Source organism: Streptomyces sp. NPDC028910 (assembly GCF_055564955.1).
Map to the genome: position 1 here is coordinate 142,677 of NZ_JBVHVF010000004.1, position 18,987 is coordinate 161,663.

19 protein-coding genes are annotated in these 18,987 nt (G+C 71.2%); 11 read left to right on the top strand and 8 right to left on the bottom strand.

Annotation, left to right across the window (positions count from 1 at the left end):
* The first annotated feature begins 41 nt into the window (after positions 1-41).
* Positions 42-959 (top strand): DUF3027 domain-containing protein, encoded by a 918-nt coding sequence (locus tag ACZ4TV_RS07630; RefSeq protein WP_468131757.1) that lies wholly within the window; start codon positions 42-44, stop codon positions 957-959.
* Between the two features lie 107 nt (positions 960-1,066).
* Here the strand turns inward: ACZ4TV_RS07630 and ACZ4TV_RS07635 are convergent, their stop codons facing one another.
* On the bottom strand, positions 1,067-2,110 hold the full coding sequence (locus ACZ4TV_RS07635; protein ID WP_468131759.1) for a WD40 repeat domain-containing protein: 1,044 nt from the start codon (positions 2,108-2,110) through the stop codon (positions 1,067-1,069).
* A gap of 76 nt (positions 2,111-2,186) precedes the next feature.
* Here ACZ4TV_RS07635 and ACZ4TV_RS07640 point away from each other — a divergent pair, with 76 nt between their 5' ends.
* Together ACZ4TV_RS07640 and ACZ4TV_RS07645 are read left to right on the top strand one after the other, a co-directional pair.
* Positions 2,187-2,888 carry a GDSL-type esterase/lipase family protein gene (locus ACZ4TV_RS07640; RefSeq protein WP_468131761.1) on the top strand — a complete coding sequence of 234 codons (702 nt, stop codon included), beginning with the start codon at positions 2,187-2,189 and terminating at the stop codon, positions 2,886-2,888.
* Between the two features lie 60 nt (positions 2,889-2,948).
* Positions 2,949-3,938, top strand: a complete 990-nt coding sequence (locus tag ACZ4TV_RS07645; protein ID WP_468131763.1) for an aldo/keto reductase — start codon at positions 2,949-2,951, stop codon at positions 3,936-3,938.
* A 181-nt stretch (positions 3,939-4,119) separates the two neighbouring features.
* Here the strand turns inward: ACZ4TV_RS07645 and ACZ4TV_RS07650 are convergent, their stop codons facing one another.
* Positions 4,120-4,269 carry a hypothetical protein gene (locus ACZ4TV_RS07650; protein ID WP_468131765.1) on the bottom strand — a complete coding sequence of 50 codons (150 nt, stop codon included), beginning with the start codon at positions 4,267-4,269 and terminating at the stop codon, positions 4,120-4,122.
* 217 nt (positions 4,270-4,486) lie between these two features.
* A complete protein-coding gene (locus ACZ4TV_RS07655; RefSeq protein WP_468131767.1) occupies positions 4,487-4,777 on the bottom strand; it encodes a hypothetical protein in 291 nt (96 codons plus the stop codon).
* Between the two features lie 139 nt (positions 4,778-4,916).
* Here ACZ4TV_RS07655 and ACZ4TV_RS07660 point away from each other — a divergent pair, with 139 nt between their 5' ends.
* Entirely contained in the window at positions 4,917-5,909 is a 993-nt protein-coding gene (locus tag ACZ4TV_RS07660; RefSeq protein ID WP_468131769.1) for a helix-turn-helix transcriptional regulator, read from the top strand.
* A gap of 398 nt (positions 5,910-6,307) precedes the next feature.
* A complete protein-coding gene (locus tag ACZ4TV_RS07665) occupies positions 6,308-7,771 on the top strand; it encodes an FG-GAP-like repeat-containing protein (protein WP_468131771.1) in 1,464 nt (487 codons plus the stop codon).
* Between the two features lie 56 nt (positions 7,772-7,827).
* Here ACZ4TV_RS07665 and thpR read toward each other — a convergent pair whose 3' ends face one another.
* From thpR to ACZ4TV_RS07680, 3 genes are all read right to left on the bottom strand, one after another.
* On the bottom strand, positions 7,828-8,391 hold the full coding sequence (thpR, locus tag ACZ4TV_RS07670) for an RNA 2',3'-cyclic phosphodiesterase (protein ID WP_468131773.1): 564 nt from the start codon (positions 8,389-8,391) through the stop codon (positions 7,828-7,830).
* Positions 8,392-8,521: 130 nt separating this feature from the next.
* Positions 8,522-9,880, bottom strand: a complete 1,359-nt coding sequence (locus ACZ4TV_RS07675) for an MFS transporter (protein ID WP_468131775.1) — start codon at positions 9,878-9,880, stop codon at positions 8,522-8,524.
* A 25-nt stretch (positions 9,881-9,905) separates the two neighbouring features.
* On the bottom strand, positions 9,906-10,343 hold the full coding sequence (locus ACZ4TV_RS07680; protein WP_319728456.1) for a MarR family winged helix-turn-helix transcriptional regulator: 438 nt from the start codon (positions 10,341-10,343) through the stop codon (positions 9,906-9,908).
* Between the two features lie 129 nt (positions 10,344-10,472).
* Here ACZ4TV_RS07680 and ACZ4TV_RS07685 point away from each other — a divergent pair, with 129 nt between their 5' ends.
* Positions 10,473-10,658, top strand: a complete 186-nt coding sequence (locus tag ACZ4TV_RS07685; protein ID WP_468131778.1) for a ribbon-helix-helix protein, CopG family — start codon at positions 10,473-10,475, stop codon at positions 10,656-10,658.
* 48 nt (positions 10,659-10,706) lie between these two features.
* Here the strand turns inward: ACZ4TV_RS07685 and ACZ4TV_RS07690 are convergent, their stop codons facing one another.
* Positions 10,707-12,188 carry an NCS2 family permease gene (locus tag ACZ4TV_RS07690; RefSeq protein WP_468131780.1) on the bottom strand — a complete coding sequence of 494 codons (1,482 nt, stop codon included), beginning with the start codon at positions 12,186-12,188 and terminating at the stop codon, positions 10,707-10,709.
* Between the two features lie 175 nt (positions 12,189-12,363).
* Here ACZ4TV_RS07690 and ACZ4TV_RS07695 point away from each other — a divergent pair, with 175 nt between their 5' ends.
* From ACZ4TV_RS07695 to ACZ4TV_RS07705, 3 genes are all read left to right on the top strand, one after another.
* Positions 12,364-12,660 carry a DUF2530 domain-containing protein gene (locus ACZ4TV_RS07695; RefSeq protein WP_468131782.1) on the top strand — a complete coding sequence of 99 codons (297 nt, stop codon included), beginning with the start codon at positions 12,364-12,366 and terminating at the stop codon, positions 12,658-12,660.
* A 135-nt stretch (positions 12,661-12,795) separates the two neighbouring features.
* Positions 12,796-15,261 (top strand): HAD-IC family P-type ATPase, encoded by a 2,466-nt coding sequence (locus ACZ4TV_RS07700; protein WP_468131784.1) that lies wholly within the window; start codon positions 12,796-12,798, stop codon positions 15,259-15,261.
* Positions 15,262-15,353: 92 nt separating this feature from the next.
* Entirely contained in the window at positions 15,354-17,021 is a 1,668-nt protein-coding gene (locus ACZ4TV_RS07705; RefSeq protein ID WP_468131786.1) for an FG-GAP repeat domain-containing protein, read from the top strand.
* Positions 17,022-17,092: 71 nt separating this feature from the next.
* On the opposite strand, the gene ACZ4TV_RS07710 is transcribed toward ACZ4TV_RS07705, so the two are convergent.
* The gene (locus ACZ4TV_RS07710; protein ID WP_468131788.1) at positions 17,093-17,506 is read right to left on the bottom strand and encodes a nuclear transport factor 2 family protein; all 414 of its coding nucleotides are present in this window, start codon (positions 17,504-17,506) and stop codon (positions 17,093-17,095) included.
* A gap of 121 nt (positions 17,507-17,627) precedes the next feature.
* Between ACZ4TV_RS07710 and ACZ4TV_RS07715 the strand changes: the two genes are divergently transcribed.
* The gene (locus ACZ4TV_RS07715) at positions 17,628-18,200 is read left to right on the top strand and encodes a PadR family transcriptional regulator (protein ID WP_468131789.1); all 573 of its coding nucleotides are present in this window, start codon (positions 17,628-17,630) and stop codon (positions 18,198-18,200) included.
* Entirely contained in the window at positions 18,184-18,978 is a 795-nt protein-coding gene (locus tag ACZ4TV_RS07720; RefSeq protein WP_468131790.1) for an SGNH/GDSL hydrolase family protein, read from the top strand. Before ACZ4TV_RS07715 ends, ACZ4TV_RS07720 begins: the two co-directional genes overlap by 17 nt.
* Positions 18,979-18,987 lie beyond the last annotated feature (9 nt).

Consider the following 18,987-nt stretch of genomic DNA (forward strand, 5'->3'; position numbering starts at 1 on the left):
GACGGCGCACACGTGAGACGGCGTAGGAGAGAACGAGACCAGTGAGTGCTGCGACGACGCGAAGCCGTACCCCGCGTACCCCCGACCGCCTGTGCGTCGAGGCGGTAGAACTCGCCCGTGCGGCGGCCGAGGAGGCCGCCTTCCCCGGTGTGGTGGGCGCTCACGTCTCCGCCGTCGCGGAGGGCGACCGGGTCGTCACCCACTTCTTCGAGTCCAAGGAACCGGGCTACCGGGGCTGGCGCTGGGCGGTCACCGTGACCCGCGCCTCCCGCGCGAAGAACGTCACGCTCGACGAAACGGTGCTGCTGCCCGGCGAGGACGCGCTGCTCGCCCCCGAGTGGGTGCCGTGGAGCGAGCGGCTGCGCCCCGGCGACCTGGGCCCGGGCGACCTGCTGCCCACCGCCGCCGAGGACCTGCGGCTGGAGCCGGGCTGGACGGGCGAGGACGCCCCGCCGCCGAACTCGGTGGTCTCCGAGGAGATGGCCGAACTGGTCGAGGCCGAGGACGCCGACGTCACCGACCGCACGGTGGTCCCCGTACGGGGCTCCATCACGTCGGTCGCCGAGGAACTGGGCATGCGCCGGGCGCGCGTGCTGTCGCGGTACGGGCTGCACAGCGCGGCCGACCGCTGGGACGAGGGCTTCGGCGCGAAGACCCCGATGGCGCAGGCCGCGCCGGCCTCGTGCGTCTCCTGCGGCTTCCTCGTCGCGATCGGCGGCTCGCTCGGCCAGGCCTTCGGGGTGTGCGCGAACGAGTTCAGTCCGGCCGACGGGCACCTGGTGTCGCTGTCGTACGGCTGCGGCGGTCACTCGGAGGCTGCGGTCATGCCGGCACCGCTGCGGCCGGCTCCGCCGGTGCTCGACTCGATGGCCTCGGACGAGTTCACCCTGCGCCCCGCCGCGGACACGGGCTCGGTCCCGGTCACGGACCTCCCGGCGCCGGACCTCGGCCACTCGTAGCCGTCGCCGGGGGCCCTTTGCCTGCGGCGCTGAAACTCCAGCCCCGCCGGCGTTTGAGGCGCGGGGTCTGGGGCGGAGCCCCAGGAGCGGTGGCGCGGCCGAACCGGTCAGTCTCGCGGCCGGCGGCGGAAGAGGCGCTTCGCGCCGAAGACCAGCACCAGGCCCGCCGCCAGGACCAGCGCTCCCTTGCCGAAGCTGCCCGTCGGCTCCGGCGAGACATCGGCCCCCGCCGGGGCGCCCGGCTGCGGAGAGCCGGTGGCGGAGCCGCCCTCCGCCGGGGCCGCGGTCACCGGGACCGCGATGACCCGGCTGCCCTCCCCTTCCGCGCCGAACATCAGCGTGGAGCCGTCCGCCGTGTACGTCACCGACTCCGCCTGCCCCTGCCACGGCGCGTCCACCCGCTCGCCCTCGCCCACCGGCCGGCCGTCCTTCCACGGGTACGTGCGGGCCGTGAAGTAGCCCCGCAGGGTCAGCCGGCTCCCGTCGGGGGAGAACGCCCCGTCCGTCACCCACGGCACGTCGGCGACCCGCCGGAACACGTTCGCCCCGCCCGTCGACAGCTGCGCGGGACCCTCGTACAGCCCGCCCTTGTTCTCGTCCTTGCTCGCGATGTAGACCCGCCCCGTCACCGGATGGACCATCAGCGCCTCCGCGTTGCGCGCCCCGTCCGCGTACCGCACCGTGAACTGCGTGGCCTTGACGGTGACATCGCCCAGGTGCTTCGGCTCCGGGAAGCGGTAGATCCACACGTGGTCCCAGGTCCCGTTCCGGTTGTCGCCGATGTCCCCGACGTAGAGCTGCCCGTCCGGCCCCAGCGAGATCGCCTCGACGTCGCGCGGTTTGCCGATCCCCGTCAGCGTCACCCGGGCCAGCGTCCTGCCCGTGGCCGAGTCCACCGCGTAGACGTACGGGCCGTCGTCGCTGTCGTTGTGCGTCCAGTACACGCCCGGGTGGATCCGGCTGGTCGCCAGCCCGCTCGACTCCCTGATCCGCGGATCGGAGATGGTGAACGAGGAGGCCTCGGAAGGCCCGGCCGCGGCGGCCGCACCCGGCAGCGGCACGGCGAGGGCGGCGGTAGCGGTAGCGGCAACGACAGCGGCAACGACAGCGGCGGCGGCAGCGGCGGCGGCGGACGGCAAGGGCAGGCGCATCCCCCCAGCCTGCCAGTACGCGGCGCGTGTCCGGCGTCACAGGCGTTCCTGTCGCGCGATCCGCGATGATGACCGGATGCGTTTCATGTTCGTCGGCGACTCCATGACCATCGGACGCGCCGGCGACTACACCTGGCGCTACCGGATGTGGCAGCACCTCAACTCGACGTTCGGCGGCCCCTACCGGATCGTCGGCCCGCGCAGCGAGCTCTACGACACCTCCGCCGGCGCGCCCACCAGCCACGCGTACGCCGACCCGGGCTTCCCGGAGCACGCCCGCCGCCACCTGGCCGGCTGGGGCGAGGGCTGGCAGCACATGGCCCCGCTCATCGGCCCCGCCGCCGGCTCCGCCGGGGCCGACGTCCTGCTCGTCTCCCTCGGCCTGATCGACCTGGGCTTCTACACCGACGCCGAGCAGACCGCCGCCAACGTCCGCCGGTTCGTCGCCGGGGCCCGCGCCGCCCGTCCCGGCGTCCGCATGGTCCTGCTGCCCGTCATCCCGAACAGCCGGGCCGAGGAGGACGCGCCCTTCGCGGCCGAGGTCGCCCGCTTCAACGAGCTCCTCGCGAAGGCGGTCGCCGACCTGACGACCGCCGCCTCGCCGATCCTGCTGGCCGCGCGCCCGGACTCGTACGACATCCACCAGGACACCTACGACGGCACCCACCCCAACGCCTCCGGCGAGCACCGGCTGGCGGGGGAGTTCGCGGCGGCCCTGCACCAGGCGTGGGGGATCGGCGGCCCCTACCGGCCCGAGCAGGGGCCGCGAGCGCGGTAACGGGCCCTTCGGGGAAGGGGTCTTGCTTCGAGCGCACTCCAAGCAGTTGGCTAGTGCCCCATGAAGTACACACAGCTCGGACGCACCGGCCTCAAGGTAAGCCGACTTGTACTCGGCACCATGAACTTCGGTCCCCAGACCGGGGAGCCCGAAAGCCACTCGATCATGGACTCCGCGCTCGACGCGGGCATCAACTTCTTCGACACCGCCAACGTCTACGGATGGGGCGAGAACAAGGGCCGCACCGAGGAGATCATCGGCACCTGGCTCGCTCAGGGTGGGCGGCGCCGCGAGAAGACGGTGCTCGCCACCAAGGTCTACGGCAGCATGGCCCCGGAGGGCGACTCCTGGCCCAACTACGACCGCCTGTCGGCGCTGAACATCCGGCGGGCCGTCGACGCCAGTCTCAAGCGGCTCCAGACCGACTACATCGACCTCTACCAGTTCCACCACGTGGACCGGCGGACCCCCTTCGAGGAGATCTGGCAGGCCGTCGAGGTCCTGGTCCAGCAGGGCAAGATCCTCTACGCGGGCTCGTCCAACTTCCCCGGCTGGAAGATCGCCCAGGCCAACGAGACCGCGGCGCGCACCGGACGGCTCGGACTGGTCAGCGAGCAGTGCCTCTACAACCTCGCCGAACGGCGCGCGGAGATGGAGGTCATCCCGGCCGCCGAGGCGTACGGGCTCGGCGTCATCCCGTGGTCCCCGCTGCACGGCGGCCTGCTGGGCGGGGTCATCAAGAAGGAGGCCGACGGCGGCCGCCGTGCCTCCGGGCGGTCGGCGGACGCACTGGCCAACAGCACCGTACGCGCGCAGGTGCAGGCGTACGAGAACCTGCTGGAGAAGCACGGTCTGGAGCCGGGCGAGGTCGGGCTGGCCTGGCTGCTGACGCGTCCCGGGGTCACCGGGCCGATCGTAGGGCCGCGTACGCAGGGGCAGCTCGACTCGGCGCTGCGCGCGGTGGAGCTGGATCTCCCGGAGGAGGTCCTGGCGGGTCTGGACGAGATCTTCCCCGGGCCGGGGCCGTCGCCGGAGGCCTTCGCCTGGTAGCTACTGGCCGACGGCAGCCGCCACGGCCACGACGAGGAACATCAGCACGAGCACACCGGCCATCACACGGTTTCTGGTCTTGGGATCCACCCGTCGAGCCTAACGCGGCAGCCCCCGCATCCTGGACGCGGGGGCTGTGCCGTGGCGCGGGTCACGCCGGCGTGGCAGCGGCCGTGGCGGCCTACTGCCAGCTCATGTCGTTCGTCGAGGCGACCGGGGGCTGGACCGTCGGGAGGTCGGCGGCGGAGGCCACCGCCGGGGTGGCGAGGGCGAGGGTGAGGGCGGCGACCGCGGCGGCCTGGGCGATGCGGGTGATGCGGGTGATGTCCATGGTGTCCGGTTCCCTTCGGGCAGAGCGGTACGGGTTACGGGTGGTCCCGGCCGGTCCTGCGCCCCGCGGTGGCGCCGTCCCTTTCCGGTGAGAGACAGCTAAGTCGGGCCCGCGCCGTGAATGAAGGGCCTACGGGTGGCCCAAACCGTCCCTGGACGGATGCGGACAGGCATGGCCGGCTGCCGCCCCCTTAGGGGTGTCCGGCTAGGCCGCCCCTTCAGGCCAGCGATAGGGGCATCAGCGGGACACCGACCCCCAGCAGCCGCGACGGCGGCAGCGCGCCGGCCCCCAGGAGGCGCCGGCAGACGGTCTCCGCCCGCTGCTCGGCCTCCTCCAGGGAGTCCGACAGCAGGTAGAACCCGAGGGTGAAGTGGTGGGCGGGCTGTAAGTGCACCGCCAGGTGCTCGACACGGTCTCCGGGCGCCAGCCCCGCACGGGCCGCCGCGCGCAGGTCGTCGGGTACTTCGGCCGGAGGGATCGTACGCAGCCGTGCATGGACGAGGTACATGTCTTCTACGGTCACCCGCGCCGCACGCTCCAACCACCAACGGCCGTGGCCGGTTGCGGCCTTGACCGCTTCTGTCCAGTCCGCGCTCCCTCTGGGATGATCAAGGTGGCAGGCAGGCACTCAGGGTCGGGGGGACCACATGCTGACCGAACTCGGGCTCGACGTCAGAGCCGAAGCCGTCTATCGCGCCATGCTCGTGCGGCCCGCGTCGGGGGTGGCGGCCCTCGCCGCCGCGGTCGGGTACACCGAGGACGACGTACGCGGGGCCTTGGACCTGCTCAGCGAGCTGGCCCTGGTCCAGCCTTCCGCCGAGGACAGCGGGCGGCTGCGCGCGGTCTCCCCGGACATCGGCATGGAGATCCTCATGGCCCGGGGCCAGGCCGAACTCGCCGCTCAGCAGCAGCGGTTGGAGGCCTCGCGGGCGGCGGCGGCCCGGCTGATCTCCGAGTACTCGCAGCTGCGGCCCTCCTCCAGCCATCCCGGAGTGGAGCAGCTCATCGGCCTCGACGCGGTGCGCGACCGGCTGGTCGCGCTGACCCGTGAGACCCAGGAGGAACTGCTCGCGTTCTCGCCGGACGCCACGCTCAGCGCGTCCGCCCTCGCCGCCTCCCGCCCGCTCAACCGGCAGTTGCTGGAGCGCGGGGTGCGGATGCGTACCGTCTACCTGGACAGCGTTCGCAACAACCGCCCCTCCATCGAGCACGCCAACTGGCTCGCGGAGCTGGGCGGTCAGGTGCGTACGGCGCCGTCGCTGCCGACCCGGATGCTCATCGTGGACCGCCGGACGGCGCTGATCCCGGTGAGTGACGACTCCTCCGCCGGGGCGGTCGTCCTCACCGGGCACGGGATGCTCGTGGCCTTGTGCGCCCTCTTCGACTCGACGTGGGCTTCGGCGCAGCCGCTGGCGGAGGTGGCCGTACGGGGCCCGCACGGGCTGACGGCGCAGCAGGCGGCGGCCGTGCGGCTGCTGGCGGAGGGCCACACGGACGACGCGATCGCCAAGCGTCTCGGGGTGTCCTCGCGTACGGCCCGGCGCATCGCCAACGAGTTGATGGACCGGCTCGGCGCCCGCAGTCGCTTCCAGGCCGGCGTCCGCGCGGTCCAGCAGGGCTGGCTGCCCGCGCAGGTGTAGCCCCCGGCCCCGTACGCAACCACCCGAGCCGCCCGGCCGGATCACGAAAGGTGATCCCGCCGGGCGGTTTTCGTTCGGGGCAATGGGGGTGGGCGGCGGGGTGGCCGACCGTTCTGGCCGGGTCCGTCCAGGGCCGGTTGGGGCCAGCCGATCTCTCTTCCGGTGGGTCCGGGCAGCGGCGAATCTGGTGCTCGTCCACCGGGGCGCAAGCCCACCGACTACTCACCGGACGCACTTCCTTTCGCCTCACCCGGACCGCTGCACCTGCAGGGCAGCTGTCCACCGCAGCACATCACCGAAGTCCCCGTTTCTCCGCCGCTGGTCGAGCGTCCCCGCTCCCAACGGCCACCCACCCGAGCCCGAAGTGGAGCACAGCCATGTCCCGCCACACCCGAAACATGCGAAATGTGCGGAACACCAGAAATACCCGCCACGCTGCGGTTGCCGCGCTGCTCGCCGGCGCCGTCGCCGCAGGCCTGGTCGGCACCATGGGAACGGCGGCGGCCGCCCCCGCCGCGAGCGCCGTCGAATCCGAGCACCTGCACGCCGACCTGACCCCGCTGACCGCTGCGGAGCTGGGCATCACGGAGCCTTCCGGGGCCACCACCGCCTCGACGTCGGTCGCCAGCGAGCGGCCGCTGTTCCAGATGCCGTTCCGGTGCGGCGAGACCTGGCTGGGTTCGTCCCGCGCAGACCACAGCCCCACCCCCTATGCCATCGACTGGACCCACGGCAGCACGACCTACGGTGCTCCGGTGGTGGCCAGCGAGGGCGGTGTGGTGACGCTCACGGACCTGGGCGGCACGAGCTACGGCAAGTACGCCCGCATAGACCACGGCAACGGCTACATGACCCTGTACGCACACCTGAGCAGCTTCAGCGTCTCCAGCGGCACCTACGTGGAGCGGGGCGATCAGATCGGCGCCGTGGGCAGCACCGGCAACTCCAGCGGAGCGCACCTGCACTACGAGCAGCGCCTCAACGGCGAGTTGGTGGCCAACACCTTCGACGGCGCCACCTTCAGCGGCTCCGGCGACTGGTCGAGGTCGCTGACCAGCAACAACTGCGAAGCCCCCGAGCCGGTCGATGTCGGTATGACCGATCTGGCGTCCGCCGATCTGAATGGCGACGGGATCATGGATGTCGTGGCGGTGGAGGTCTCGTCCGGCAAGCTGTGGCTTTACAGGGGGACGAGCACGGGCACCATCGCGTCCCGTGTGGAGATCGGTTCGGGTGGTTGGAACGGGATGTCCAACCTTGTGGGCGGTGATTTCAGCGGTGACGGCAAGGACGACATCGTGGCGATGGAGGAGTCCAGCGGAAAGCTGTGGCTGTACAAGGGTGCCAACAACTCGACTCTCACGAGCGGTGGTTCGCGTGTGGAGATCGGTTCGGGTGGTTGGAACGGCATGTCGGACCTGACGGAGCTCAACCTGAACGGTGACGGGTGGCCCGACCTCGTGGGGGTGGAGAAGTCCACCGGCAAGCTGTACCTGTACCCGGGTGACGGCAGTGGTGTGAGTGCCCGTCAGGAGATCGGTACCGGGGGTTGGAACGGGATGTCCAATCTGACCGGGATGGACTTCGACAACGACGGTACCGAGGACTTGGTGGCGGTCGAGGAGTCCACCGGGAAGCTGTTCCTCTATCGCGCTGCCCTCCCCGGTGTGCTGGCTTCTCGTGTGGAGATCGGTTCGGGTGGCTGGAACGGCATGTCCGACCTGATCGGTGGGGCCCTGATGAACGCCAACGCGGCGGACGATCTGGTGGCGGTCGAGGACGCGACCGGCAAGCTCTTCGTCTACCCGGGCACCGGCACGGCCCTGGGCGCCCGCAAGGAGATCGGCACCGCCGGCTGGTAACCGGTACTACGAGGCGGCCTCCCCCCAGGGGCGGGCCGCCTCGCGCCGTACGGGGTTCAGCCGCCCTGGCCCTCCAGCGGCCAGGCGCCGACCACCTCGTACCGCGGCTGTTCCCCGGGAATCCCGGACACCGGCAGCCGGCTCCGCACCAGGCTCAACTCCGTGACTTGCCACGGCGAACCCTCGAAGGGGCCGAGCGCCGCCACGTACGGCCGCAGGTCCATGTCGGTGCGGGCGCGGGCCAGGCTCAGGTGCGGGACGTACCTGCGGTGCTGCTCCATCGGTACGCCGGCCCGCCGGGCGGCGGCCTCGGCCCGTTCGGCGAGCGTCCGCATCGCGTCGATCCCCCCGGCGGCCCCGACCCACAGCGCGCGGGCCCCGAAGTGCCCGGAGCCGTGGAGGCGCAGCGTGAAGGGGGCCGACCGGTGGGCGGCCCGGGCGAGCCGGGCGTGCAGGTCCGGGAGTACCTCGTCCCGTACCTCCCCCATGAAGGCGAGGGTGAAATGCCAACCCGCCTCCTGGGTCCAGCGCAGCCGGTCGTCGCCGGGCAGTGCCCGTACGGCCTCCCGCAGCTCGGAAACGGCCGCCTCGGGCGGCAGGACGGCGGCGAACAGTCTCATACGCCGAGCCTACGTCGGCGCGCGCGGCGGCCCGCCCGCGGCGCCGCTGCCGTGGGCTCCGCCCCGGACCCCGCGCCTCAAACGCCGGCGAGGCTGAATTGGCGGAGCCCCAGGGGCCGGTGCAGCCGGATTACGCTGCCCTCACCAGTTCACGGGACCGCACCGACGGGACGAACGCCACCCCCCGCCGATCCACCCGCAGGCGGAGGTTCCCGACCCGCGCCAGGACCACCGCGATCCCCACGGACGCGGCCAGCGAGAACAGCCCGCCCGCGGCCATGCCGACCCGCGCGCCGTAGGTGTCCGTGATCCAGCCCACCAGCGGAGCACCCAGCGGGGTGCCGCCGGTGAAGACCATCATGAACAGGGCCATGACCCGGCCCCGCATCTCGGGGTCGGTCGCCATCTGCACGCTGGAGTTGGCCGTGACGTTGACCGTCAGGCCGAAGACCCCGATCGGCACCAGCAGCGCCGCGAACAGCCAGAAGCCGGGCGCGAAGGCCGTCACCAGCAGCAGGACGGAGAACAGCACGGCCGCGGCGACCAGCAGCCGCAGGCGGGAGTGTCCGCGCCGGGCCGCGAGCAGGGCGCCCGCGAGGGAGCCGGCCGCGATCAGGGTGTTGAAGAGCCCGTAGGTGCCCGCGTCCCCGTGGAAGACGTCGCTCACGAACGCCGACAGCCAGATCGGGAAGTTGAACCCGAACGTGCCGATGAAGCCGACGAGGACGATCGGCCAGATCAGCTCCGGGCGGCCCGCGACGTAGCGCAGACCCTCGCGCAGCTGTCCCTTGGCGCGCGGCTGCGGTTCGACCGGGTGCAGTTCCCGCGTCCGCATCAGCAGCAGGCCGGCGATGGGCGCGGCGAAGGACAGCCCGTTCAGCAGGAAGGCCCAGCCGGAGCCCACGGCGGTTATCAGCACACCGGCGATCGCGGGGCCGACCAGCCGGGCGGACTGGAAGTTGGCCGAGTTCAGACTGACCGCGTTGGCCACCTGCTCCTTGCCGACCATCTCGGAGACGAAGGTCTGGCGGGCCGGGTTGTCCACGACGGTGACCATGCCGAGCAGGAAGGCGGCGAGGTAGACGTGCCAGACCTGGACGTGTCCGGCCAGGGTGAGGACGGCGAGTGCGACACCGGTCAGGCCCATCGCGCTCTGGGTGGCGAGGAGCAGGGGCCGCTTCGGCAGCCGGTCGGCGAGTACGCCTCCGTAGAGGCCGAACATCAGCATCGGCAGGAACTGCAGGGCGATGGTGATGCCGACGGCGGAGGCGGAGCCGGTCAGCGAGAGGACCAGCCAGTCCTGGGCGATGCGCTGCATCCAGGTGCCCGTGTTCGAGACGACCTGGCCGGTCGCGAAGAGCCGGTAGTTCCGGATCTTCAGCGAGCTGAACATCGAATTCTTGCCCGCGGGGCCTGAGGGTCCCGCGGGGGTGGTGTCGGGGGTGGATATGTGGCCGGGTGCGGAGTCTGCTCCGTTTCCCGTACTCAAAAGCGTTCGCCTCCTGGCGTCGTTCCTACAGGTGCGCGAGCTTCTCCAGGACGGGTGCGGCCTCGCGAAGCTTGGCCCATTCGTCCTCGGTCAGCTCGGCCGCGAGCCCGGCCAGGAAGGCGTTGCGCTTGCGGCGGCTCTCTTCGAGCATCGCTTCGGCCTCCTCCGTCTGGCGGACCACCTTCTGGCGGCGGTCGTCGGGGTGCGGTTCCAGCGTGACCAGACCCTTGGCCTCCAGCAACGCGACGATGCGTGTCATCGAGGGCGGCTGGACGTGTTCGCGCCGGGCCAGCTCGCCGGGCGTGGCCTGGCCGCAGCGGGCGAGGGTGCCGAGGACCGACATCTCGGTCGGGCTCAGCGACTCGTCGACGCGCTGGTGCTTCAGGCGCCGCCCCAGCCGCATGACGGCGGAGCGGAGGTCGTTCACGGCGGCAGCGTCGTCGCCATGGGAAAGGTCAGGCATGTATTTAGAGTAACTCATTACTCTCCCTAAGGAAAACCGCTTTTCGCGCCACACCCGTCGTCACTCGTACGGGTGAGTTGGCGGCGGAAAGTGACACGCGTACGCGCCCTGTGCCCCGACTCTTTCGGCATGGGGACACATGTGCTGAGCATGCGCATAGACGGGGAGCTCCTCGACAGGCTCCGGATCCATGCCGCCAAACGCGGAATGAGCGTCCAGGACTATGTGGTCCGGACGCTCATTCGCGACGACTTCGACGAGCGCTTCAAGGCGGCCGTCGACGAGACGGAGAAGTTCTACGGGGCCACGGGCTGACGTAAGCCCGTGGCCCGGTCCGCCCGGGTCCGCCCTGCCCCGCCCCGGTCAGCCGAGGCCGAGCGCCGGCATCGCGTAGGAGAAGACGAACACCGCCGACACGACGTACAGGGCCACCGGGACCCCGCGGCCCCGGCCGGTCGCCAGGCGCAGCGCGCAGAAGCTCACGAAGCCGATGCCGATGCCGTGGGTGATCGAGTAGGTGAAGGGCATCATCACCATGGCCAGGAAGGCCGGGACGGCGATGGTGAAGTCGCTCCAGTCGATGTCCTTGACCGAGCCCGCCAGGATCAGGAAGCCGACCGCCACCAGGGCGGGGGTGGCCGCCTGGGACGGGACCATCGTGGCGAGCGGGGTGAGGAACAGCGCCACGGCGAAGAGGCCGCCCGTCACGACGTTCGCCAGGCCCGTACGGGCGCCCTCGCCGACCCCGGCCGTGGACTCCACGAAGCAGGTGGTGGCCGAGGAGGACGTGGCGCCGCCCGAGGCGACGGCCAGGCCGTCGACGAGCAGGACCTTGTTGATGCCGGGGAACTCGCCGGTCTTCTTGTCGATCAGCTTCGCCTCGTCGCCGACGCCCAGGATGGTGCCCATGGCGTCGAAGAAGCAGGACAGCAACACGGTGAAGACGAAGAGGGCGCCGGTCAGCATGCCGACCTTCTCGAAGCCGCCGAACAGGCTGACCTGACCCACGAGGCCGAAGTCGGGCGTGGCCACCGGATTGCCCGGCCACTCGGGGACGGTGAGGCCCCAGGCCGTGCCGGGCAGCTGCGCGATCAGCTGGACGACGACCGCGACGACGGTCATGGCCACGATGGAGATCAGGATCGCGCCCGGCGTCTTGCGGATCAGCAGGGCGAGGGTCAGCAGTACGCCGATCACGAAGATCAGGACGGGCCAGCCCTCCAGGTGGCCGTTGCCGCCGAGCTGGAGCGGGACCGTGGTGTGCGCGGCGTCCGGGATGCGGGAGACGAAGCCCGAGTCGACCAGGCCGATCAGCATGATGAAGAGGCCGATGCCGATGGCGATGCCCTTGCGCAGGCCCAGCGGCACGGCGTTCATGACCCGCTCGCGCAGGCCGGTGGCGACCAGCAGCATCACCACGAAGCCGGCCAGGACGACCATGCCCATGGCGTCGGGCCAGCTCATGCGCGGGGCGAGCTGGAGGGCCACGACGGTGTTCACGCCGAGGCCGGCGGCGAGCGCGATCGGGACGTTGCCGATGACACCCATGAGGAGGGTGGAGAAGGCGGCCGTCAGGACGGTGGCCGTGACGAGCTGACCGCTGTCGAGCTGGTGCCCGTACATGTCCTTCGCGCTGCCGAGGATGATCGGGTTCAGCACGATGATGTAGGCCATCGCGAAGAAGGTCGCGAAGCCGCCGCGGACCTCGCGGGCGACGGTCGAGCCGCGCTCGGAGATCTTGAAGTAGCGGTCCAGTCCGCCGGAGGGTTCCTCGGAGGAAGGCTCCGGGGCGGTGACTGCGCTCGCTGCGGGGGCGCTGGCGGGGGCGGGGGCCGGGGTGCTCATACGGTCCTCATTGGGTGGTTCATACGAAGAAAATGGGCCGCGCCCAAACCGTTTCAGTATGAACACATGAACGAAGGGCCGTCCATCTCCGCGCGTAGACCCGCGTAGACCTGCGTAGACCTGCATGGACCTCACTCGTTGAAAGCAGACCGGCCCCGCCGCCTAGACTTGCCGCATGGCGAAATGGACTGCGAAGCATGAGGCGCCCGAGCCCCTTGAGGGCCCCGTCGTCGCGACCGTCACGGGTGGCACGATCCTGTGGTTCGCCCTCTTCCTCGTCCAGCTGCCCTTCTACGGGTGGTTCGCCGACCGTGGCCAGCTGTGGTGGGTCTGGACCTGCGCGGCCGGCGGCTTCCTCGGCCTGATCGGCATCTGGTACGTCCGCGGCCGCGACGCCGCCCTCAAGCGCCAGGCCGCCGCGCTGGCGGAACGGGACGAGCAGCCGGACCGGCAACCGGGCCAGACCCCGTAGCCCTGGCTCCGCGTCGGTGGACGGGCCGTGGCCCCGCCCCACCCCACGACCATGGGACGATTCGCCTCATCCCCAAGTCGTATCTTCGGACTTCTCGGCGGGTAAAGCGTTCGAACCCCCCTTACCGTCGAAGGCATGACGCAGCGGGCGAGGATCGACCAGGACGGGCCGGAGCCAGGCGGCGGCGGCCCCGGCACCGCCATCGACGCAGGCGCGGAGCTGGACCCCGTACACCCGGTGCAGCCGCCCGCGCCGCTGTTCAAGCCGGGCGGCCTGAGCACCGCCGAGGTCGCCGAACGCGTCGCCCGCGGAGACGTCAACGACGTCCCGGTGCGCTCCTCGCGCTCCACCACCGACATCATCCGCGCCAACGTCTTCACCCGGTTCAACGCGATCATCGGCGTGCTCTGGGTGATCATGCTCTTCGTCGCGCCGATCCAGGACAGCCTCTTCGGCTTCGTGATCATCGCGAACACCGGCATCGGCATCATCCAGGAGCTTCGCGCCAAGAAGACCCTCGACGGTCTCGCCGTCATCGGCGAGGCGAAACCGAGCGTGCGCCGCGACGGCAGGACCGCCGAGATCTCCACCTCCGAGATCGTCCTCGGCGACGTCATCGAACTCGGCCCCGGGGACAAGGTCGTCGTCGACGGATCCATCGGCGAGGCCGACAACCTGGAGGTCGACGAGTCGCTGCTCACCGGCGAGGCCGATCCCGTCCTGAAGAAGCCCGGCGACCAGGTCATGTCCGGCTCCTTCGTGGTCGCCGGCGGTGGCGCGTTCACCGCCACCAAGGTCGGCCGCGCGGCCTACGCCGCCCAGCTGGCCGAGGAGGCCTCCCGTTTCACGCTCGTCCACTCCGAGCTGCGCTCCGGGATCTCCACCATCCTCAAGTACGTCACCTGGATGATGGTCCCGACCTCCATCGGCCTGATCATCAGCCAGTTGATCGTCAAGGACTCCAACCTCAAGGACTCCATCGCCCGGACCGTCGGCGGCATCGTCCCGATGATCCCCGAGGGGCTGGTCCTGCTCACCTCCGTGGCCTTCGCGATCGGTGTCATCCGGCTCGGCCGCAAGCAGTGCCTGGTCCAGGAGCTGCCCGCCATCGAAGGCCTCGCCCGGGTCGACGTGGTCTGCCTCGACAAGACCGGCACCCTCACCGAGGGCGGCATGGACGTCACCGAGCTGCGCCCGCTCGGCGGCGCGGAGGCGGCGTACGTCAAGAAGGTCCTCGGCGCCCTCGGCGAGTCCGACCCCCGCCCCAACGCCAGCCTCCAGGCGATCATCGACGCCTACCCCGACAGCGCGGACTGGCGCTGCACCGAGTCCCTGCCCTTCTCCTCTGCCCGCAAGTACAGCGGCGCCAGCTTCAGCGAGGGCGACGGCGAGAACAACACCTGGCTACTCGGCGCCCCCGACGTGCTGCTCCCCGCCGGGGACCCGGCGCTGGAGGAGATCAACGACCTCAACGAGCAGGGCCTACGGGTCCTCCTGCTGGCCCGCTCCGCCCGTGAGCTGGACGACGAGGCCGTCGCCACCGGGGTCAGGCCGACCGCCCTCGTCGTCCTGGAGCAGCGGCTGCGCGCCGACGCCGCCGACACGCTGCGCTACTTCGAGGACCAGGACGTCAGGGCCAAGGTCATCTCCGGTGACAACGCGGTCTCCGTGGGCGCCGTCGCCGGCAAGCTGGGGCTGCCGGGCGCCGAGAACACCGTCGACGCCCGCAAGCTCCCGGCCGAACGGGCCGACATGGCGCAGGTCCTCGCCGCGAACTCCGTCTTCGGACGCGTGAGCCCGCAGCAGAAGCGGGACATGGTCGGGGCCCTCCAGTCCAAGGGCCACACCGTCGCGATGACGGGCGACGGCGTCAACGACGTCCTCGCCCTCAAGGACGCGGACATCGGCGTGAGCATGGGCTCCGGCTCGGAGGCCACCAAGGCCGTGGCCCAGATCGTCCTCCTCAACAACAGCTTCTCGACCCTCCCCTCGGTGGTCGCCGAGGGCCGCCGGGTCATCGGCAACATCACCCGCGTGGCCACCCTCTTCCTCACGAAGACGGTGTACTCGGTGCTGCTGGCCATCCTGGTGGTGTGCTCGCAGGTCGAGTACCCCTTCCTGCCCCGCCACCTGACGCTGCTGTCCACCCTCACCATCGGCGTCCCGGCCTTCTTCCTGGCCCTGGCGCCGAACAAGGAACGCGCGAGGCCGCACTTCGTAAAACGGGTGATGCGGTACGCGATCCCCGGCGGCGTGATCGCGGCGACGGCCACCTTCGTGACGTATCTGATCGCCCGCCACCACTACACCGGAGCCGACGCCCTGAAGGCCGAGACCAGCGCGGCGACGCTCGCGCTGTTCCTGACCTCGATGTGGGTCCTGGCGATCATCGCCCGCCCGTACACCTGGTGGCGGGTGGGCCTGGTCGGCGCGATGGGCGGCGCGTTCCTGATCGTCCTCGTCGTGCCGTGGCTGCAGGACTTCTTCCAGCTCAAACTGGAGGGCGCGGCAATGCCGTGGATCGCGGTAGCCGTCGCGGCGACGGCCGCGACCCTCATCGAGTTCACCTTCAGATGGGTCGACCGCAAGTTCCCGGCCTAGGTGGCTCGTTGTTCGCTTGTCAGTGCGAACTGGTTTTCCTTCTGAAACATTACGACTGATCCACAGTCGTATTCCCAGGGGGGAACCAGCACATGTCACCTGCTCGCGCACTACCGGCAGCGGCGCTGGCCCTGGCGCTCGGCCTCGCGGCCGCAGCGCCGGCGGCCGCCGCCACGCTCCCGGCGGCCCCCGAGGTCACCGCACCCCGAACCAGCCCCACGCCCGGCTTCGCCGGCGAGGACCGGTACTCCAGCTGTGACACGGGCCCGTATTCCGGGTCCGGCGCCGGCTGGGTCGGCCCCTCCGACGTCACGGCCGGCGTCACCGCCACCTCACCCGCGGGAGCGCAGCTCCAGACGACGTTCCAGCTCTGGGACACCTCGTACGGGGGCAGCCGGACCGACCACCCGACCTCCTGGTCGACGTACCCCGAGGCCAGCACGGTCATCACCCGCGACCTGCTGAAGGACGGCGGCCAGTACGCGTGGCGTGCTCGCAGCACCGACGGGAAGCTGACCAGCCCGTACACGGCCTGGTGCTACTTCCGGGTGGACCACACGCCGCCGACCGCCGAAGTCACCACGGACGCGTCCCCCAAGAAGGTCGGCGAGGAGGCGACCTTCACCCTGAAGGGCACCGACACCGGCTCGGAGATCGCCTGCGCCCGCTGGCAGACGACCGGGACGTTCAGCGTCGGCTGGCGCTGCTCGGACGAGGCGAGCGACTCCCATGTCGTCCGGCTGACGGACGGCGCGCTCGACATCAAGGTCAAGCCCGCCACCTGGGGCAGCCAGTCCGTCCACCTCCAGACCATGGACAACGCGGGCAACCTCTCCCAGCCCGCCAGGGTGGACTACTACGCGCAGCCGGATTCCGCCCCGGCCCGCTTCGGCGACATCGATGCCGACGGCAAGCCGGACGTCCTCGTCCCGGATGCCGCCGGCAACCTCCGTAAGCAGGGCTCGAACCCGCAGGACACCGCGAGTGCGCGCGCCGGGGCCGCTCCAGGCGCCAGCGGAAGCTGGGCGGGGGTCCAGTACACCCACCGCGGCACTCTGGGGTACCAGCAGGTGGACGACCTGCTGGCCCACGCTCCCGGGGGCTCGGCCCTGTACCTGTTCCGGAACGACGGGGCCGGCCGGTTCACGGAGCAGGCGCCGATCTCCGTCGGCAAGCCGGCCGTCTGCCGGAACACGGCGCGCCTGATCATCGACTGCCGGCAGCACGGTCTCGGCTCCGACTGGTCGAAGGTCACGCAGGTCGCTGCGTACGGCTCTCCCCGGGGTGACAGCGCCGTCCAGGGGATCCTGCCCCCCACGTCGGTGCTGTTCGTGGAGAACGGCCGTCTGTGGCTGGCCGAGCGCGGCCTCACGAACCGCCTGGACGACGAGGCGATCCTCGTCTCGACCAACGACACCCGCTGGGCCGGTTACGAGCTGCTCACTCCGGGCCGGGCACAGGGCACGGACTTCCCCACCCTCTGGGCCCGTTCCATGAAGGACGGCACCATCCGCGCCTTCTCCACCACCGGCACCCCGGACGCTCCGGTGTTCGCCGCCTTCACCGACCCGGCAGCGGGGCCGGTCCTGACCACCCTGGCCCCGGCCGCGCACCCGCGCGTCGGCTCCGACGGCGACCTCACGGGTGACGGCCTCCCGGACCTCTGGTCCGCGGACGCCTCCGGCAAGGTCACCGTCTTCCCGGGCACGGGCACGGCAGCCCCGTACCCGACGGTGACGGGCTTCGGCCCGGCCGTCTGACGGGCGGGAAGCGCACCAGCACACCCCTCCGGCGCCCCGTAGCGGGCGCCGGAGGCGTTCCCGGACACGGCCTAGGCGAGGCCGTCGGCGGTCAGGCCCGTGAGGACGGCTTGGCCCAGGGCCTGTACTGCGGACTGGGGGCGGACCATCACCGTGAACTCCTTGATGCGGCCCGCCCCGTCGAACTGGAGCAGGTCGATGCCGTGGATCTGCTTGCCGTCCACGGTGGCCCGGAAGGGCAGGATCGCCGACGGGGCCTCCTTGCCGTCGGCGCTGGTCTCGGCCACGCCCTCGAAGCGTCCGACGTAGCGGAGGTCGTCGAAGACGCGCAGCAGGACCCCGAAGAGCCCCAGCACCATGGGTCTGCCCTCGAACGGGGTGAACTTCACCGGGCTGTAGAGCCGGATGTCCTCGGTGAACAGGTCCTCCAGCGCGGACAGATCGCGCTTCTCCACGGCGGCGCGGAAGCGTTCGGCGGTTTCCATGACTCCTCCTCATACGGATACGGGTACGGGTACGGATACCTGTGTGGTAGTCATCGATTTGACTAGTCAGATTCATGAGTATGATGCGGGGAGGGACGAGGAAAGGGAAGGGGCTGCTGCGATGGCCTTGCGACATGCCGTACTCGCGGCGCTGCTGGACGGCGAGTACAGCGGATACGAGCTGGCGAAGTCGTTCGACATCGGCGTCGCGAACTTCTGGCACGCCCTGCCCCAGCAGCTGTACGCCGAGCTGGCCAGGCTGGAGAAGGAAGGGCTCGTCGAGGGCCGCCAGGTGGTGCAGGAGACCCGGCCCAACAAACGCCTGTTCCAGGTCACCGAAGCCGGCCGGGCCGAGCTGGAGGGATTCGCCGCGGCCGCCGCGAAGCCCTCGGTCATCCGGGACGACCTCCTCGTCAAGGTCCAGACCGCCGACCGGATCGGTACCGCGCCGGTCATCGAACAGCTCGAAGAGCGGGCGTCCGCGGCCGACGCCAAGATCGAGCTCCTCGGCAAGGTGCTGCGGAAGATGCGCGGCGACGTGGACGAGGAGGAGTTCCTGCTCCGGGGCGAGAGGATCGGCGGGTACCTGACCTGCCTGCGCGGCATCGCCTTCGAGCAGGGCCACCGGGACTGGTGCCGCCGCAGCGCGGCGATCCTGAGGGAAAGGCAGAAGACCCGTGCCGAAGAACGGTGAATACCTGCGCTACGTCGCCCTGGGCGACAGTCAGACCGAAGGCCTCGGCGACGGGGACGACACCGTCGGCCTACGGGGCTTCGCCGACCGGTTCGCCGGGCACCTCGCGGCCGTCAACCCCGGCCTCCAGTACGCCAACCTGGCCGTCCGGGGCCGTCTCGCCGGCCAGGTCCGCGCCGAACAGCTGGGCCCCGCCCTGGCCCTGCGCCCCGACCTGGCCACCGTCGTGGCCGGAGTCAACGACATGCTCCGGCCCCGCTTCGACGCCGCGGAGGTCGCCGGGCACCTGGAGGAGATGTTCGCCGCGCTCACGGCCGCCGGGGCCCGCGTGGTGACCGTGACCTTCCCCGACCTGGGCAGGATCGTGCCCCTGGCCAGGCCCGTCGGGCCCCGCGTGGCCGACCTCAACGACCGCATCCGCGCCGCGGCCGCCCGTCACGGGGTCTCGGTCGCCGAGACCGCCCGGCCGGCCGCCGTGACCGACCCGCGGATGTGGACCGAGGACCGGCTGCACGCCAGCCCCCTCGGCCACGCCCGGATCGCTGCGGCCCTCGCCCACGCCCTGGACCTCCCCGGCAGCGACGACACCTGGACGCTCCCGCTGCCCCCGCAGGAGGCCGCCGCGGCCCGTTCGGCCGTGGCGGCCGAACTGCGCTGGGCGGCCGCGTTCCTCGGCCCATGGCTGGGCCGCCGGCTGCGCGGCCGCTCCTCCGGCGACGGCCGCACCGCCAAACGCCCCCACCTGCTCCCGCTGGAAGCGATCTCTGACCCGGCCTGATCGACGGGA

What these genes read in the sequence shown, in the direction of transcription:
- ACZ4TV_RS07635 (WP_468131759.1), bottom strand. Translation starts at nt 2,110, where the DNA reads ATGCGCCTGCCCTTGCCGTCCGCCGCCGCCGCTGCCGCCGCCGCTGTC.
- ACZ4TV_RS07640 (WP_468131761.1), top strand. Translation starts at nt 2,187, where the DNA reads ATGCGTTTCATGTTCGTCGGCGACTCCATGACCATCGGACGCGCCGGC.
- ACZ4TV_RS07645 (WP_468131763.1), top strand. Translation starts at nt 2,949, where the DNA reads ATGAAGTACACACAGCTCGGACGCACCGGCCTCAAGGTAAGCCGACTT.
- ACZ4TV_RS07650 (WP_468131765.1), bottom strand. Translation starts at nt 4,269, where the DNA reads ATGGACATCACCCGCATCACCCGCATCGCCCAGGCCGCCGCGGTCGCC.
- ACZ4TV_RS07655 (WP_468131767.1), bottom strand. Translation starts at nt 4,777, where the DNA reads ATGTACCTCGTCCATGCACGGCTGCGTACGATCCCTCCGGCCGAAGTA.
- ACZ4TV_RS07660 (WP_468131769.1), top strand. Translation starts at nt 4,917, where the DNA reads ATGCTGACCGAACTCGGGCTCGACGTCAGAGCCGAAGCCGTCTATCGC.
- ACZ4TV_RS07665 (WP_468131771.1), top strand. Translation starts at nt 6,308, where the DNA reads ATGCGAAATGTGCGGAACACCAGAAATACCCGCCACGCTGCGGTTGCC.
- thpR (WP_468131773.1), bottom strand. Translation starts at nt 8,391, where the DNA reads ATGAGACTGTTCGCCGCCGTCCTGCCGCCCGAGGCGGCCGTTTCCGAG.
- ACZ4TV_RS07680 (WP_319728456.1), bottom strand. Translation starts at nt 10,343, where the DNA reads ATGCCTGACCTTTCCCATGGCGACGACGCTGCCGCCGTGAACGACCTC.
- ACZ4TV_RS07685 (WP_468131778.1), top strand. Translation starts at nt 10,473, where the DNA reads ATGGGGACACATGTGCTGAGCATGCGCATAGACGGGGAGCTCCTCGAC.
- ACZ4TV_RS07690 (WP_468131780.1), bottom strand. Translation starts at nt 12,188, where the DNA reads ATGAGCACCCCGGCCCCCGCCCCCGCCAGCGCCCCCGCAGCGAGCGCA.
- ACZ4TV_RS07695 (WP_468131782.1), top strand. Translation starts at nt 12,364, where the DNA reads ATGGCGAAATGGACTGCGAAGCATGAGGCGCCCGAGCCCCTTGAGGGC.
- ACZ4TV_RS07700 (WP_468131784.1), top strand. Translation starts at nt 12,796, where the DNA reads ATGACGCAGCGGGCGAGGATCGACCAGGACGGGCCGGAGCCAGGCGGC.
- ACZ4TV_RS07705 (WP_468131786.1), top strand. Translation starts at nt 15,354, where the DNA reads ATGTCACCTGCTCGCGCACTACCGGCAGCGGCGCTGGCCCTGGCGCTC.
- ACZ4TV_RS07710 (WP_468131788.1), bottom strand. Translation starts at nt 17,506, where the DNA reads ATGGAAACCGCCGAACGCTTCCGCGCCGCCGTGGAGAAGCGCGATCTG.
- ACZ4TV_RS07715 (WP_468131789.1), top strand. Translation starts at nt 17,628, where the DNA reads ATGGCCTTGCGACATGCCGTACTCGCGGCGCTGCTGGACGGCGAGTAC.